At 71.7% G+C, this 15,389-nt stretch carries 14 protein-coding genes; 2 read left to right on the forward strand and 12 right to left on the reverse strand.

Features of this window, described 5'->3' with window-relative positions; translation table 11 throughout:
• Position 1 precedes the first annotated feature (1 nt).
• The 12 genes from secD to pgsA form a co-directional block, all read right to left on the reverse strand.
• Positions 2-1,777 (reverse strand): protein translocase subunit SecD, encoded by a 1,776-nt coding sequence (gene secD / locus ACFYP4_RS31680; RefSeq protein ID WP_358854261.1) that lies wholly within the window; start codon positions 1,775-1,777, stop codon positions 2-4.
• A gap of 140 nt (positions 1,778-1,917) precedes the next feature.
• Positions 1,918-2,400, reverse strand: a complete 483-nt coding sequence (yajC, locus tag ACFYP4_RS31685) for a preprotein translocase subunit YajC (protein WP_358854260.1) — start codon at positions 2,398-2,400, stop codon at positions 1,918-1,920.
• Between the two features lie 164 nt (positions 2,401-2,564).
• On the reverse strand, positions 2,565-3,635 hold the full coding sequence (ruvB, locus tag ACFYP4_RS31690) for a Holliday junction branch migration DNA helicase RuvB (protein ID WP_358854259.1): 1,071 nt from the start codon (positions 3,633-3,635) through the stop codon (positions 2,565-2,567).
• Between the two features lie 61 nt (positions 3,636-3,696).
• Positions 3,697-4,308: a Holliday junction branch migration protein RuvA gene (ruvA, locus tag ACFYP4_RS31695; RefSeq protein ID WP_358854258.1), complete on the reverse strand. Its 612-nt coding sequence runs from the start codon at positions 4,306-4,308 to the stop codon at positions 3,697-3,699.
• Complete coding sequence (gene ruvC, locus ACFYP4_RS31700; protein WP_388790126.1) at positions 4,305-4,835, reverse strand: crossover junction endodeoxyribonuclease RuvC; 531 nt, start codon at positions 4,833-4,835, stop codon at positions 4,305-4,307. Before ruvC ends, ruvA begins: the two co-directional genes overlap by 4 nt.
• A 109-nt stretch (positions 4,836-4,944) precedes the next feature.
• Positions 4,945-5,697: a YebC/PmpR family DNA-binding transcriptional regulator gene (locus tag ACFYP4_RS31705; RefSeq protein ID WP_388790129.1), complete on the reverse strand. Its 753-nt coding sequence runs from the start codon at positions 5,695-5,697 to the stop codon at positions 4,945-4,947.
• 48 nt (positions 5,698-5,745) lie between these two features.
• A complete protein-coding gene (gene pdxT / locus ACFYP4_RS31710; RefSeq protein ID WP_358854255.1) occupies positions 5,746-6,351 on the reverse strand; it encodes a pyridoxal 5'-phosphate synthase glutaminase subunit PdxT in 606 nt (201 codons plus the stop codon).
• Between the two features lie 6 nt (positions 6,352-6,357).
• On the reverse strand, positions 6,358-7,281 hold the full coding sequence (gene pdxS, locus ACFYP4_RS31715) for a pyridoxal 5'-phosphate synthase lyase subunit PdxS (RefSeq protein ID WP_388790133.1): 924 nt from the start codon (positions 7,279-7,281) through the stop codon (positions 6,358-6,360).
• Between the two features lie 193 nt (positions 7,282-7,474).
• The gene (locus ACFYP4_RS31720) at positions 7,475-8,020 is read right to left on the reverse strand and encodes a hypothetical protein (protein WP_358854253.1); all 546 of its coding nucleotides are present in this window, start codon (positions 8,018-8,020) and stop codon (positions 7,475-7,477) included.
• Positions 8,021-8,322: 302 nt separating this feature from the next.
• Positions 8,323-9,483: a glycosyltransferase family 4 protein gene (locus tag ACFYP4_RS31725; protein ID WP_388790136.1), complete on the reverse strand. Its 1,161-nt coding sequence runs from the start codon at positions 9,481-9,483 to the stop codon at positions 8,323-8,325.
• Positions 9,480-10,406 carry a phosphatidylinositol mannoside acyltransferase gene (locus tag ACFYP4_RS31730; RefSeq protein WP_388790139.1) on the reverse strand — a complete coding sequence of 309 codons (927 nt, stop codon included), beginning with the start codon at positions 10,404-10,406 and terminating at the stop codon, positions 9,480-9,482. Before ACFYP4_RS31730 ends, ACFYP4_RS31725 begins: the two co-directional genes overlap by 4 nt.
• Positions 10,403-11,125: a phosphatidylinositol phosphate synthase gene (gene pgsA, locus ACFYP4_RS31735; protein WP_358854274.1), complete on the reverse strand. Its 723-nt coding sequence runs from the start codon at positions 11,123-11,125 to the stop codon at positions 10,403-10,405. The genes ACFYP4_RS31730 and pgsA overlap by 4 nt, the downstream gene beginning before the upstream one ends.
• A gap of 216 nt (positions 11,126-11,341) precedes the next feature.
• Between pgsA and ACFYP4_RS31740 the strand changes: the two genes are divergently transcribed.
• Positions 11,342-13,540, forward strand: coding sequence for an elongation factor G-like protein EF-G2 (locus ACFYP4_RS31740; RefSeq protein WP_358854250.1), 2,199 nt, complete (start codon positions 11,342-11,344; stop codon positions 13,538-13,540).
• 173 nt (positions 13,541-13,713) lie between these two features.
• Positions 13,714-15,387: a hypothetical protein gene (locus ACFYP4_RS31745; protein ID WP_358854249.1), complete on the forward strand. Its 1,674-nt coding sequence runs from the start codon at positions 13,714-13,716 to the stop codon at positions 15,385-15,387.
• Positions 15,388-15,389 lie beyond the last annotated feature (2 nt).

Genomic DNA, 15,389 nt, shown 5'->3' on the forward strand with positions numbered 1-15,389 from the left:
CTCACGCCTCCTTCGTGTCGACGGGGGCGGACGCGCGACGGGTGCGGCGCAGCGGGGGCTGGGCGCCCAGTCGCTTCGGGTCGAGGCCCGACCAGCTGTGGCCGTTCGCGAAGAACTTCTTGCGGGCGAGGATCGTCATCAGCGGCTTGGTGAACAGGAAGACGACGACGACGTCGAGCAGGGTGGTCAGACCGAGGGTGAACGCGAAGCCCTGGACCTTGCCGACCGTGACGATGAAGAGCACCGCGGCGGCGAGGAACGACACGAAGTCGGAGACCAGGATGGTGCGCCGGGCGCGCGGCCAGGCACGCTCGACGGCGGGCCGCAGCGAACGGCCCTCCCGGATCTCGTCACGGATGCGTTCGAAGAACACGATGAACGAGTCCGCTGTGATGCCGATCGCGACGATGGCACCGCACACGGCCGGCAGGTTCAGCGCGAAGCCGATGGTGGGACCGAGCAACGCCATGATCACGTACGTGAGGACGGCGGAGACGAGCAGCGAGGCGACGGCGATGAGCGACAGACCCCGGTAGTAGACCACCAGGTAGATGACGACCAGGGCCAGGCCGATCGCGCCGGCGATCAGACCGGCGTGCAGCTGCTCGCCACCGAGGGCGGCGGTCACCGTGGTGACGCTCGCCTCCTTGAAGGTGAGCGGCAGCGCGCCGTACTTCAGCATGTTCGCCAGGTCCTGCGCCTCGGTCTGGTCGAAGCTGCCGGAGATCTCCGCGCTGCCGCCGGTCAGCGCCTGGCTGACGTACGGGTCGGAGACGACCTCGTTGTCGAGGACGATGGCGAACTGGTTCTGCGGCTGCTGGTTCTGCGCGAGCTTGCCGGTGATGCTGGCGAACTTCTTGGCGCCACCGGACGTGAAGTCCATGGTGACCTTCCAGCCGGCACCGCTCTGCGTGTCGTAGACGGCGGCGGCCTTCTTGACGTCCGTACCGGACACCTCGGCCGGGCCGAGCACGTACTTCTGCCACTGGCCGTCCGAGTTCTGGCCGCAGGCCACGGTGGAGTCGGAGGGCTTGGCGCCCACGCCGGCCTTGGCGCGGTCGGCCGGCTTGGAGCAGTCGAGCGCGGCGTACTGGGCCTGGAGCTTGGCCGTCGCCGGGTCGGCGCTCGCGGGAGGGGAGGCGTCGGCGGAGGCCGAGGACTTCGCCGAGGCACTCGCGGACGGCGTGGCGTCGTCCTTCAGGGCGTCGGTGACGGCGCGGCCCTGGGAGGTGGCGTTGGCCGAGGGGGTCGCGGAGCCGGACGGGGTGGCCTTGTCGGTGGCCTTGTCACCCGCCTTCTCGCTCGCCTTGTCCGTGGGCTTCTTCGAGGCGCTGCCGCTCGGCGAGGGGCTGGCCTTCGCGGCGCCGCCGGTGACCTCCGTCGCGACGACGGGGCGGAAGTAGAGCTTGGCGGTGGTGCCGACCTGCTCCCGGGCCTGCTTGGAGTTCGTGCCCTTGGGGATGTTGACGATGATGTTCTTGTCGCCCTGGGTCTGCACCTCCGCCTCGGACACGCCAAGACCGTTGACGCGGCGGTTCATGATGTCAACCGCGGTGTCCATGTTGGTCTTGTTGATCGCGTTCGGCTGGCCCGGCTCGTTCTTCGCCTCGAGCGTGATGCTCGTGCCGCCGGCGAGGTCGATGCCGAGACGCGGGGTGGGGTGCCCGGAGAGGAACATCCCCCCGGTGAGCGCCACGATGGCGATCAGGATGAGGGCCAGCGAGCGCCCCGGCCTGCTCTGGGCGCTCGCGCTCCGGCCCTTCTTCGGTGCTGCCACCTTCTCGTACTCCCTCTCGGGCCACCCGACGCCGGGTGAGCGCCGGGGCGGCCATGACATGGTGTCGGGATACCGTGCGGAACCGCACGTCCCGCGGAACGCCGGTCGCGAGCGGGTCGCGCCGCGCTCCCGGGTCGTGCCTACTTCGCGTCGGACTCGCCGTCGGTCCTCTTCGGCTCGGCCGCGTCGGTCTCGGTGGGCTCGACGGCCCGCGCGTCCGTGTCCTTCTTGCCGAGGTCGAGAGGCTTGTCGTCGGAAGCGACCACGGGCTCGTCCGTCCCGGTGAGGGAGGAGGCGTCGTCCGGCACGACAGTGGCGTCGTCGTCCTTGAGATCGGGGTCGATGCCGTGGACGAGGCGGTTGTATTCGTCGTCGGTCAGAACGGCCCCGATCGAGTTCTTCGCGAAGATCAGGTGGACGCCGGGGGCGGCGTCGAGGAGGACCGTGTCCTCGCTGACCTCCTTCACCGTCGCGTACATGCCCCCGATCGTGCGGACGCCGGTGCCGGGCTGCATCTCGTTGCGCATCTGCGCGGCCGCCTGCTGCTTGCGCTTGGCCGAGCGGGTCATCAGGAACATGGCCCCGATGAGCACGACGAGCGGGAGGAAGGTCAAGGTATTCACGGGACGGGGTTCCTTCGCACGACCGCGCGGGGGGCGGCCTGGTGGATGGGGGTTGGTCGGCGCCGCCCACAAGGGCGGCATCGGCGGAGTCTAAGCGAGTCCGCACTCATGGAACAACGCTCAGCATGGCACCGGGGTTCCTCTCCGGGCAGCGGCCCGCGCCGTCACGCCCCGAACAGGTCTCCTTGTCCGATTCCCCCCGGGGCCTGGCGCGGCGGGGCCAGGCCGAGGTGCGCCCAGGCGGCCGGTGTCGCCACCCGGCCACGCGGAGTGCGGGCCAGCAGCCCCTCTCGCACCAGGAAGGGCTCGGCGACCTCCTCGACGGTCTCGCGCTCCTCCCCCACGGCCACCGCGAGCGTGGAAAGACCGACGGGACCGCCTCCGAAGAGCTTGAGCAACGCCTCCAGGACGCCGCGGTCGAGCCGGTCGAGGCCGCGGGCGTCCACCTCGTACACCGCGAGGGCCGCTCCGGCGATGTCCCGCGTGATGATCCCGTCGGCCTTGACCTGCGCGTAGTCGCGTACGCGGCGCAGGAGGCGGTTCGCGATACGGGGCGTGCCCCGGGAGCGGCCGGCGATCTCGGCGGCGCCCGCGGTGTCGATCTCGACGTCGAGGAGATGGGCCGAGCGGTGGATGACGCGCTCCAGTTCGGCCGGCTCGTAGTACTCCATGTGCGCGGTGAAGCCGAAGCGGTCGCGCAGCGGGGGCGGCAGCAGACCCGCGCGGGTGGTGGCGCCGACCAGCGTGAACGGCGGCAGTTCGAGTGGGATCGCGGTGGCACCGGGGCCCTTGCCGACGATGACGTCGACGCGGAAGTCCTCCATGGCCATGTAGAGCATCTCCTCGGCGGGCCGGGACATGCGGTGGATCTCGTCGAGGAAGAGGACCTCGCCCTCCTGGAGGGAGGACAGGATCGCGGCGAGGTCGCCCGCGTGCTGGATGGCCGGGCCGCTGGTGATGCGGATCGGGGCGCCCATCTCGGCGGCGATGATCATCGACAGGGTGGTCTTGCCCAGTCCGGGGGCGCCGGACAGGAGCACGTGGTCGGCGGTGGCGCCGCGCGCGCGGGCGGCGCGCAGGACCAGGTCGAGCTGCTCGCGGACCTTCTCCTGTCCGATGAACTCGTCGAGGTCCTTCGGGCGCAGTGCCGCCTCGACGGCCTGGTCCTCGTGGTCGGCGACCGAGCCCACCAGCCGCTCGTCGGCGGTCTCGTCGGTCGTGTCGTCCCAGTTCATCGCTTGTGCCTCGCGGTCGCAGTGGGGTCGGTCGAACGGGCGTGGGGCGCTCGGAGCGCGGTCAGCGCGTCCGGTTGAGGGTCTGCAGGGCCGCCTTCAGCAGCTGGCCCACCTGGGGGCTGCCGCCTGCGGCCTCGGCCTGGGGCTCGACCGCGGAGACCGCCTCGTCCGCCTCGCGGGTCGCGTATCCGAGACCGATCAGGGCGGCGTGCAGCTGGTCGCGCCAGCCGGCGGTGACGGACCTGCCGATGGCGGGGCCGCCGGGGCCGAGGGGCTCGCCGAGCCGGTCCTTGAGTTCCAGGAGGAGCTTCTGGGCGCCCTTCTTGCCGATGCCCGGGACGGCGGTGAGCGCCTTCTCGTCACCGGTGGCCACCGCGCGGCGCAGGGCGTCGGGGCTGTGCACGGCCAGCATGGCCTGGGCCAGCCGCGGGCCGACACCGCTCGCGGTCTGCAGCAGCTCGAAGACCTGGCGCTCGTCGTCGTCCACGAAGCCGTACAGCGTCAGTGAGTCCTCACGGACCACGAGGGAGGTGGCGAGCCTCGCGTCCTGTCCCGTACGGAGTCCGGAGAGGGTGTTGGGCGTGCACTGGACGGCGATGCCGATGCCGCCGACCTCGAGGACCGCGGAGTCGGGGGCGAGTGCGGCGACCGGGCCGCTGACGAAGGCGATCATGCGGGACGCCCTTTCGATGCGTGCAGGGCGACGGCCTGCTGGAGTCTGTTCTTTGCGGGTGCGCGCCAGATGTGACAGATGGCGAGGGCCAGGGCGTCGGCGGCGTCGGCGGGTTTGGGCGGTGCGTCGAGCCGGAGCAGGCGCGTGACCATCGCGCCGACCTGGGCCTTGTCCGCGCGCCCGCTGCCGGTGACGGCGGCCTTGACCTCGCTCGGGGTGTGCAGGGCGACGGGGATGCCGCGCCGGGCGGCGCAGAGCATGGCGACGGCGCTGGCCTGGGCGGTGCCCATGACCGTGCGTACGTTGTGCTGGCTGAACACCCGTTCCACAGCGACGAATTCGGGCCGGTACTCGTCGAGCCACCGCTCGATGCCCTGCTCGACGGCGACGAGGCGCAGCCCCAACTCGGCGTCGGGCGGGGTCCGTACGACACCGACGCCGCACATGGTCAGGGGGCGGCCCGCGAGTCCCTCGACCACTCCGACACCGCACCGGGTCAAACCCGGGTCAACACCCAGTACCCGCACCCCGAACCCCTTCGTCGATCTCCTGTTCGTGCAGGCTATCGGGTACCGCCGACAAAGCCGCGGGCCGACGGAGTGGGTGTTCCGTCGGCCCGCGGCTGGTGCCGTCCGCTCAGGCGTCGACGCTCGCCATCACCTCGTCGCTCACGTCGAAGTTGGCGAAGACGTTCTGCACGTCGTCGCTGTCCTCGAGCGCGTCGATCAGCTTGAAGATCTTGTGGGCCCCGTCCTCGTCCAGCTCGACCTGCATGGTCGGGACGAAGTTGGCCTCGGCGGAGTCGTAGTCGATGCCGGCCTCCTGGAGCGCGGTGCGGACCGCGACCAGGTCGGTGGCCTCGGACAGGACCTCGAAGGACTCGCCGAGGTCGTTGACCTCTTCGGCACCCGCGTCGAGCACGGCGCCCAGCACGTCGTCCTCGGACAGTTCGCCCTTGGGGACGATCACGACGCCCTTGCGGTGGAACAGGTACGACACGGAGCCCGGGTCGGCCATCGAGCCGCCGTTGCGGGTCATCGCGACGCGGACGTCGGAGGCGGCGCGGTTGCGGTTGTCGGTGAGGCACTCGATGAGCACCGCGACACCGTTCGGGCCGTAGCCCTCGTACATGATCGTCTCGTAGTCGGCGCCACCGGCCTCGAGACCGGCGCCGCGCTTGACCGCGGAGTCGATGTTCTTGTTCGGGACCGAGCTCTTCTTGGCCTTCTGGATGGCGTCGAAGAGGGTCGGGTTACCGCCCGGGTCGGCGCCGCCCGTACGGGCCGCGACCTCGATGTTCTTGATCATCTTCGCGAAGAGCTTGCCGCGCTTGGCGTCGATCACGGCCTTCTTGTGCTTCGTCGTAGCCCATTTAGAGTGGCCGGACATCTGCCTGTCTCCTTCGCGTAACCCAACTCTTTCCGAACGCCAGAGATCCTACAAGGACTCCGCTGTCCGGTTCGCGCGCACCATGTCGACGAAGAGCCCGTGCATGCGGTGGTCGCCGGTCAGTTCCGGGTGGAACGACGTGGCGAGCGCGGTGCCCTGGCGTACGGCGACGATGTGGCCCTCGTGCCGGGCGAGCACCTCGGCGGCGGCGCCGACGGACTCGACCCAGGGGGCACGGATGAAGACGCCCTCCACCGGACCGCCCGCCACGCCCGTCACGTCGACGGCCGCCTCGAACGACTCGTTCTGGCGCCCGAAGGCGTTGCGGCGCACGATCATGTCGATGCCGCCGACGGTCTCCTGGCCCGAGCGCGGGTCGAGGATCTTGTCGGCGAGCATGATCATGCCCGCGCAGGTGCCGTAGACGGGCATGCCGTCACGCACGCGCGCGCGGAGGGGCTCCATCAGTCCGAAGAGCACGGCCAGCTTGGAGATGGTGGTGGACTCGCCGCCGGGTATGACGAGACCGTCGACCTCGGCGAGTTCCTCGGGGCGCCGCACCTGCCTGGCCACGGCGTCGGCCGCGGCCAGGGCGATCAGGTGCTCCCGTACGTCGCCCTGCAGTGCCAGGACGCCCACGACAGGAGTGTTCATGGGTGACTACCAGCCGCGGTTGGCGTAGCGCTCGGTCTCGGGGAGGGTGTCGCAGTTGATGCCGACCATGGCCTCGCCCAGGTTGCGGGACGCGTCCGCGATGATCTTCGGGTCGTCGTAGAAGGTGGTGGCCTTCACGATGGCGGCGGCACGCTTGGCCGGGTCGCCCGACTTGAAGATGCCGGAGCCGACGAAGACACCCTCGGCGCCGAGCTGGCGCATCAGCGCGGCGTCGGCCGGGGTGGCCACGCCACCGGCGGAGAACAGCACGACCGGCAGCCTGCCGAGGTCGGCGACCTCCTTGACGATCTCGTACGGGGCACGCAGCTCCTTGGCCGCGGCGTACAGCTCGTTGTTGTCGAAGCCGCGCAGCCTGGCGATCTCGTTCTTGATCTGGCGCAGGTGGCGGACGGCCTCGACGACGTTGCCGGTGCCGGCCTCGCCCTTGGAGCGGATCATGGCCGCGCCCTCGGCGATGCGGCGCAGGGCCTCGCCCAGGTTGGTGGCGCCGCAGACGAAGGGGGTGGTGAACGCCCACTTGTCGGAGTGGTTGACCTCGTCGGCCGGGGTGAGGACCTCGGACTCGTCGATGTAGTCCACGCCGAGGGACTGCAGGACCTGGGCCTCGACGAAGTGGCCGATGCGGGACTTGGCCATGACCGGGATGGAGACCGCCTCGATGATCTCCTCGATCATGTTCGGGTCCGACATCCGGGCCACGCCGCCGTCCTTGCGGATGTCGGCGGGCACCCGCTCCAGGGCCATGACGGCCACGGCGCCGGCGTCCTCGGCGATCTTCGCCTGCTCGGCGTTGACCACGTCCATGATCACGCCGCCCTTGAGCTGCTCGGCCATGCCGCGCTTGACGCGCGCGGTGCCGGTCGCGGGGTTGTCGGCGCGCTGGGCGGAGTTGGAAGGCGTGCTGGACACGGGTGTACCTCACTCGGTGGAAAAAGAGAGCTGCTGCAGCACCGAGGAAACGCCGGCGGACCAGTCCACAGCAAGGGCCAATGATGAGCCGGTGGCTCATTTTTCGTCCACCCTGCGTAAAAGCCCAGGCCACGGGCCTGTCATCGGCTCGCCTCCCCGAACGGGGGGCACGGCTGTGGTGGGTCCGGCGGGCCTACGAGGTGGGCCGGTCCGCCAGGGCCACCGGGGGTTCGTCGTCCATCTCGAAGGCGAGCGGGAACGGCGCATGCCCCGCGAGCCGGAACCAGCGCACCTTGCGGTGCCGGCGCAGTGCGCGGGCGGCGCGTACCGCGTCGTTGTGGAACCGCCGGGCCATCGGCACCCTGCGGACCGCCTGGGCCAGCTCGTCCGCGGCCTCCTCGCCGCCGGGCGCCGCCCGGACGGCCTCGACCTGGGCCGTCTCGCCGAAGACCGCCCGCAGGGCCTGGCTCAGCTCGCTCTCGGCGACCTCGCGCTGCTCCGGCTCGGCCTGCCGGGCGGCGTGGGCCGCCTCGTAGAGCACGATCGAGGCGGCCGGATCCAGCACTCCGGACGTCGCCAGTTCCTGGGCGACCGACGCGCGGCGCAGCAGCTGTGCGTCCAGGGCCGCCCGCGCGGCGTCGATCCGCACGTGCAGCCGGTCGAGACGCCCTGCGGTCCAGCTCAGGTAGAGGCCGATGGCGGCGAGGCCGACGAGGATCCAGATGAGGGTTGCGGTCACGGGCGGCAAGGCTACCGGTGACCACTCGGCGCCCCGCAGGCACCGTGCGCGACGGAACGCCACGTGCGGCCCCGGCGTCACGGAACGCGGGGTGGACCCCCGGCGTCACGGAACGCGACGTGGACCCCTGGCGTCAGGGACCGGCCACCCGGCGGTCCTGGACCGTACGGCGGGCCCCCCTCACGGGGACAGCGGGCCCCGTGATCCTCCCGGCACCGGCGGACGGTGGACCCCGCCGGACTCCCGGCACCGGGGGCAGCGGGCCCCGCCGGACTCCCCGCACCGGGGGCGGCGTACGGCGTTCAGTCCCGGGCGAGCCCGAAGCGGGCCATCAGGCCCGTGCGTTCGTCGGCCGCGACCGCCGCCGCCCCGTCGGTCACCGTCTCGTACACGGAGAGGATGTCCGCGCCGACCGTCGACCAGTCGAAGCGCCGCACATGGGCGCTCCCCCGCTGCCGCAGTCCGGCCCGGCGCCCGTCGTCACCGAGGAGCCGCAGGGCCGCCACGGCCAGCGCGTCCGCGTCCTCGTTGGCGAACAGTTCCCCGGCCGCCCCCTGGTCCAGCACCTGGGCGAACGCGTCGAGGTCGGAGGCGAGCACCGCCGCCCCCGCCGACATCGCCTCGACGAGGATGATCCCGAAGCTCTCGCCGCCGGTGTTGGGCGCGACGTACACGTCGACACTGCGCAGGAAGCGCGCCTTGTCCTCGTCGCTGACCATGCCGAGAAACTCCACGCGCGAGCGCATCTCGGCCGGCAGGTCCTCCACGGCCTCCTTCTCGTCACCGCGTCCGGCGACCAGGAGCCGGGTCCGCGGACGCGCGGCGAGGATCTTCGGCAGCGCCTTCATCAGCACCGGAAGTCCCTTGCGGGGCTCGTCGATGCGGCCCATGAAGCCGAGGGTGTCGCCCTGCCACTCGGGGTTGGGCTTGGCGCGCGCGAAGAAGTCGACGTCGACGCCGTTCGGGATGACGACGGCGTCGCCGCCGAGGTGCTCGACGAGCGTGCGGCGGGCGTACTCGCTCACCGCGATCCGCGCGCTGATCTTCTCCAGCGCGGGCTGGAGGATCGGGTACGCGGCGATCATCGCCCGGGAGCGCGGGTTCGAGGTGTGGAAGGTGGCGACGATGGGTCCCTGGGCCGCCCAGCACGCGAGCAGTCCCAGTGACGGCGAGGTCGGCTCGTGGATGTGGATCACGTCGAAGCTGCCGTCGTGGAGCCAGCGCCGGACCCGGGCGGCGCTCAGGAAGCCGAAGTTGAGGCGCGCGACCGAGCCGTTGTACGGCACCGGGACCGCCCGGCCCGCCGAGACGACGTAGGGCGGGAGGGGTGTCTCGTCGTCGGCCGGGGCGAGGACGGACACCTCGTGCCCGAGGCGGATGAGGTGCTCGGCCAGGTCGCGGATGTGGAACTGGACGCCGCCCGGGACGTCCCAGGAGTACGGGCAGACGATGCCGATCCTCACGGGCCCTCCCGGTCGGACGGCTCGGGGCGGGGCTCCAGGTCGGCGAGCCACAGACGCTGCAGCATGTGCCAGTCCTCCGGATGGTCGGCGATTCCCGTGGCGAAGGCGTCGGCCAGCGCCTGCGTCATGACGGACGTCTTCTCCGCGCGGGTGCCTGTCGCGGGGATCTCGACGGGCGGATGGATCCGGCCCTTCATCACGGGCGAGTCGTCGAACCAGAGCGTCACGGGCAGGAGCAGGGCGCCGGTCTGCTGCGCCAGCAGGGCGGGTCCCGCGGGCATCCGGGCCTTCTCGCCGAAGAACTCGACCTCGACACCGGACGAGGACAGGTCGCGGTCGGCGACCAGGCAGACCAGGCCGCCGGCGCGCAGCCGCCGGGCCAGCGTGCCGAACGCGGAGCCGCCGCTGTGCGGCAGGACCTCCATGCCCAGGCCCTCGCGGTAGGCGACGAAACGGTCGTACAGCGACTCGGGCTTGAGCCGCTCGGCGACCGTCGTGAAGGGGATGCCGAGCCCGGTGGTGGCCCAGGCGCCCGCGAGGTCCCAGTTGCCAAGGTGCGGCAGCGCGACGACCACGCCCTTGCCCGCGGCGAGCCCGTCGGTGAGGTGGTGCAGGTCCTTGGGGTCGAAGCCCGTCCGCACCCGTTCCGCGCTCCAGGCGGGCAGCCGGAAGGACTCCATCCAGTAGCGCAGGTACGAGCGCATGCCCGCCCTGGACAGCTCGGAAAGCCGCTCCGGGGTCGCGTCCGGCACCACCCGCGCGTAGTTGCTCTCCAGCCGCCGCACGCCGCTCCCGCGCCGCTTCCAGGCGAGGTCGGCGATGATCCGGCCGAGCCGGACGGCGACGGGCTCGGGGAGCTTCTTGACGGTGCTCCAGCCGAGCGCGTACGCCCCGTCCGCCAGCCGGTCCCGCAGCTTGCTCACGAGGTGGCCTCACTGCCCTGGGCGGCGGCCGCCGCGTCTGCCTCGGCGGCCTCCCGGCGCACCGTGACGACCCGCTGGATCAGCGTGACGAGGCTGCCGACGGCGACGATCCACAGCGCGATCGGCAGCAGCCACTGGATGCCGGGGACCCCGAACTTGTGCAGCCCGGCGAGCCCGGCCGCGACCAGCGAGATCACCAGCCGCTCGGCGCGCTCGACCAGGCCGTTGACCGCGACCGGCAGGCCGATCGACTCGCCGCGGGCCTTGGTGTACGAGACGACCTGGCCGCTGGCCAGGCAGAAGATGGAGACCGCGCACAGCACGTTGTCGTCGCCGCCGCCCGCGTACCAGAGGGCGAAGCCGCCGAAGACCGCGCTGTCGGCGACCCGGTCCAGGGTCGAGTCGAGGAAGGCTCCCCAGCGGCTGGAGCGGCCGAGCTGGCGCGCCATGTTCCCGTCGACCAGGTCCGAGAACACGAACAGCGTGATCACGACCGTGCCCCAGAAGAACTCGCCCATGGGGTAGAAGACCAGCGCGCCCGCCACCACTCCGGCCGTGCCGAGGAGCGTCACGGTGTCGGGGCTCACCCCCCGGCGGACGAGAAACGCGGCGAACGGTGTGAGGACACGCGTGAAGAATGCACGCGCGTACTTGTTCAGCATGGCCTTCCCGAGGGTCGGTGTCGCCGTGCGGCCCCTGCTGGCCACCGGCTGGCCCATCGTAGCCACGCGCGCGCCGGTGCGACCGCCGGGCACCCTCGCCCCGTGTCACCGCGGCCCCCCGCCGACGTCACGCCGGGAGTGCGTCCCTCGTATGGACGCACCGTGAGGTGAGTGGAAAGCTCGAAGAACCGCGGGCGTCACCGGAGCCGCCACCGCACGCGGACCCGGATGTCCGCGCCCACAGTGACCTCACCGTGCACGGGAGGCAGGACCATGGGCGACAAGGCGAACGCACACCCCGGAGCCGCCGGCAGGGCTACGGCGGCCGACCACCCCGCGTCCGTACGGAATGTGGTGCTGGTCGGCCACAGCGGATCCGGCAAGACGACGCTGGTGGAGGCTCTCGCGCTGACGGCGGGGGCGGTGAACAGGGCGGGCCGCGTGGAGGACGGCGGCACCGTCTCCGACTACGACGAGATCGAGCACCGGCAGCACCGCTCGGTGCAGCTCTCCCTGGTCCCCGTCGAGTGGGACGGATACAAGATCAATCTGCTGGACACACCCGGTTACGCGGACTTCGTCGGGGAGCTGAGGGCCGGTCTGCGCGCCGCGGACGCGGCCCTCTTCGTCGTCTCGGCCTCCGACGGCGTGGACGGCCCGACCAGGATGGTGTGGGACGAGTGCGCGGCGGTCGGCATGCCGCGGGCCATCGTGGTCACGCACCTGGAGGCCGCCCGGGCCGACTTCGAGGAGATGACCCGCGTCTGCGCGCAGGCCTTCGGAGCCGACGACCCCGACGCCGTACTGCCGCTGTACCTGCCGCTGCACGGCCCGCAGGGCCCCGACGGGCACGCGCCCGTCACCGGACTGACCGGACTGCTCTCGCAGCGGCTGTTCGACTACTCCTCCGGGGAGCGCAAGGAGTCCGAGCCGGGCCCCGAGCAGCTGCCGCTCATCGCGGAGGCCCGCGACCGGCTGATCGAGGGGATCATCGCCGAGAGCGAGGACGAGACCCTCATGGACCGCTACCTCGGCGGCGAGGAGATCGACCTCGGGACGCTCGTGCGGGACCTGGAGCGGGCCGTGGCGCGCGGGACCTTCTTCCCCGTGCTGGCCGCCGCCCCCGCCGCCGAGGGCGCCCGGCAGGGCATCGGCACGGTCGAACTGCTCGAACTGATCACCGGCGGCTTCCCCACACCCCTGGAACGCCCGGCGCCCGCGGTCACCACGCCCGACGGCCGGGCACGCGAGGTGAAGCCCTGCGATCCGGACGGGCCGCTGGTCGCCGAGGTGGTCAAGACGTCCGGCGACCCCTACGTGGGCCGTGTCTCGCTGGTGCGTGTCTTCTCCGGCACGCTGCGCCCCGACGCGACCGTGCACGTCTCCGGGCACGGACTGTCCGACCGCGGCCACGAGGACCACGACGTCGACGAGCGCGTCGGCGCCCTGTCCGCCCCCTTCGGCAGGCAGCAGCGCCCGCTCACCCACTGCATCGCGGGCGACCTCGCGTGCGTGGCGAAGCTGAACCGCGCGGAGACCGGCGACACCCTCTCGGCCAAGGACGATCCGCTGCTCATGGCGCCGTGGCGGATGCCCGACCCGCTGCTGCCGCTCGCCATCGAGGCGCACAGCAAGGCGGACGAGGACAAGCTCTCCCAGGGCCTCGGCCGGCTGGTCGCCGAGGACCCCACCATGCGCCTGGAACAGAACCAGGACACCCACCAGGTCGTGCTGTGGTGCCTGGGCGAGGCACACGCCGACGTCGCGCTGGAACGGCTGCGCAGCCGGTACGGCGTCCGGGTGGACGTGGTCCCGCACAGGGTGCCGCTGCGGGAGACGTTCGCGGCCGCCGCCACGGGGCGCGGCCGTCACGTGAAGCAGTCCGGCGGTCACGGACAGTTCGCGGTCTGCGAGATCGAGGTCGAGCCGCTGCCGAACGGCTCCGGCATCGAGTTCGTGGACAAGGTGGTCGGCGGTGCCGTGCCGCGGCAGTTCATCCCGTCCGTGGAGAAGGGCGTGCGGGCCCAGGCCGCCAGGGGTGTGGTCGCCGGGTATCCGCTCATCGACGTCCGGGTCACGCTGCTGGACGGCAAGGCGCACTCGGTGGACTCCTCCGACGCCGCGTTCCAGACCGCGGGAGCGCTCGCCCTGCGGGAGGCCGCGGGCGGCGCCGCCATCCATCTGCTGGAGCCGGTGGCCGAGATGACGGTGCTGGTGGGCGACGAGTACGTGGGCACCGTGATGAGCGACCTGTCCGGACGGCGCGGCCGGGTCGTCGGGACCGAGCAGGCGCCCGGCGGACGCACCGTCGTACGGGCCGAGATCCCGGAGATCGAGATCGGCCGGTACGCGGTCGACCTGCGCTCCCTCTCGCACGGCACCGCGCGCTTCGAGCGCCGCTACGCACGGCACGAGCCGATGCCGGCCCAGGTCGCCGAGCGGGTACGCGAACAGACCGGGGCCGGCTCCTAGTTCGGGCCGGAAGCGCGTGTCGGCGGGCGGCTTTCGGCCGTCCGCCGACGGACGCCTCCGGCTGCCGATACGCTGATGACCTGATCAAGTTGCGACTCGATCAGCACGATGACCTGATCAACAGGTGTGCGAGGCACGGAAGTCGGGAAAAGCCGCAGCAGCGGACGGCGGCGATGGGGGCGGCAGTGGCCACTGACGGATTCGATTTCAGTCCCGGGGCACAGGTGCCGCTCTCGGGCTCCGCGGGACAGACCGCGGCCACCTACGCCCTGGCGTCGGCCGCGTACCGGGACAACGAGGTCGTGGAGATCCTCAAGACCAACAACGAGTGGCACAAGTCGGTGGTCACCCCCGGGCGCAGGTGGGCGTCCCTGTGGCGGCCGAATCTGGGTGAGGCCTTCGCCCGGGCCGTCCAGGACCGCATGCTGGGCGCCGGCCGCAAACCGCTCATCCAGTCCTTCGGCACGGAGCCGCAGGTCGTCGTCGAGCACTGCCTCGCCGCGAACCGCATCCGCCGGGAGCGGGACAACTGGCTCACGGCGGTCTGGGTGCTGTGCGGCCTGCTCTTCCTGCCGGGCCTCCTCGTGTGGCTGCTCGTCTTCCAGATCCGCTCGGCGGTCACCAGGCGGGGCGACAAGCGCGCCCCCACCCTCGCCACCGTCCTGCTGCTCGCCGTGGGCGCCCTCGCCGTGCTCTTCGTACTGAAGATGCCCTTCGGCGGCTTCTGGGGGTGGTACGGACGCGCGACCGTCGTGATGCCGGTCGTCGGGTGGTTCTGGGCCAAGCGGATCTGCGAGCGGACCGCCCAGGACCTGCGCGAGCGCTGGGACAGCCTGCTGGCCGGCGGCGGTCTCGGCGCCAAGATCCCCGAGGCGGTGCCGGGCAGCCCCGGCGAGAACGCGGCCGAGCGGCTGCGCCAGGCCCTGGCCCGGCTCGGCGCCGAGCAGCAGTCCAACTCCGTGTTCTACGCCGGGCCCAAGGGCATACTCGGCATGGGCACGCGGTGGGGCAGCTGGCAGCTCGCCGAGGATCTGGTGCCGCGTGACGCCGACCGCGAGATCCACCCGTTCCGCAGCTGGGACGTCATCCGGTCCATCCACGACCAGCTCCGCATGCTGGAGCGCGGCCCGCTCAACACCGGCGGTTTCCCGAAGCCTTCGATCAAGCACTGGATCGTCACGCCCATCGGTGAGAACGCCAAGGCGGTGTCCCGTCCCGAGGGCACGGACGTGGACGCGTACCAGATCAGAAACCACGCCATCCAGGACATCTGCAACAAGCAGCAGTTCGGCGGCGGCGACCGGCACTACCTCGGCGTGCAGTGGACCCTCTGGGACGGCCAGCTCGTCCTCACCATGCTGATCACCGTGACCGTGCTGCACGAGACGCTGCGGATCGAGGTGACCGGCCACGCGCTGGGTCCGGTCAACTCCCTCTTCACCACCAAGCCCGAGGCCCCCACGAAGGAGGTCGCCAAGTCCGTCAGGTTCTGGGAGACCCGCAAGGTGACCCTGCCCCTGGTCGACACGGACGAGGTGGTCCGCCTCACCGCGCGCGCCCCCTTCACCTGGTACCCGCCGTTCCTGAACTGGCTGGGCGGGTCGCTGGTCCTGCCCGAGCCGTTCGGCCTGCGGCACGCCTGGGCCGACCAGCCCTGGCGGCACCGCTTCATGGCCGACGACGCGCTCCGGGCCGCGACCCCGGTGCTGCGTGTGGTCCACGCGGCGGCGATCAAGGTCCTGGAGGAGAACGGCGTGGACACCGAGAAGTTCGGCACCCGCTCGTCCTTCCTCAGCACCGCGGTCCAGGACCCGACGCCGAGGAAGGCGGACGTGTACGACGCGTAGCG

The sequence above is a fragment of the Streptomyces sp. NPDC005551 genome (assembly GCF_042871785.1).
In the GTDB taxonomy this organism is placed as follows: Bacteria; Actinomycetota; Actinomycetes; order Streptomycetales; family Streptomycetaceae; genus Streptomyces.

Excerpts from the sequence above, each read along its gene's own strand:
- ruvB (WP_358854259.1), bottom strand. The coding sequence starts at position 3,635 with ATGAACTGGGACGACACGACCGACGAGACCGCCGACGAGCGGCTGGTG.
- ruvA (WP_358854258.1), bottom strand. The coding sequence starts at position 4,308 with ATGATCGCCTTCGTCAGCGGCCCGGTCGCCGCACTCGCCCCCGACTCC.
- ACFYP4_RS31705 (WP_388790129.1), bottom strand. The coding sequence starts at position 5,697 with ATGTCCGGCCACTCTAAATGGGCTACGACGAAGCACAAGAAGGCCGTG.
- pdxT (WP_358854255.1), bottom strand. The coding sequence starts at position 6,351 with ATGAACACTCCTGTCGTGGGCGTCCTGGCACTGCAGGGCGACGTACGG.
- pgsA (WP_358854274.1), bottom strand. The coding sequence starts at position 11,125 with ATGGGCCAGCCGGTGGCCAGCAGGGGCCGCACGGCGACACCGACCCTC.
- ACFYP4_RS31740 (WP_358854250.1), top strand. The coding sequence starts at position 11,342 with ATGGGCGACAAGGCGAACGCACACCCCGGAGCCGCCGGCAGGGCTACG.
- ACFYP4_RS31745 (WP_358854249.1), top strand. The coding sequence starts at position 13,714 with ATGGGGGCGGCAGTGGCCACTGACGGATTCGATTTCAGTCCCGGGGCA.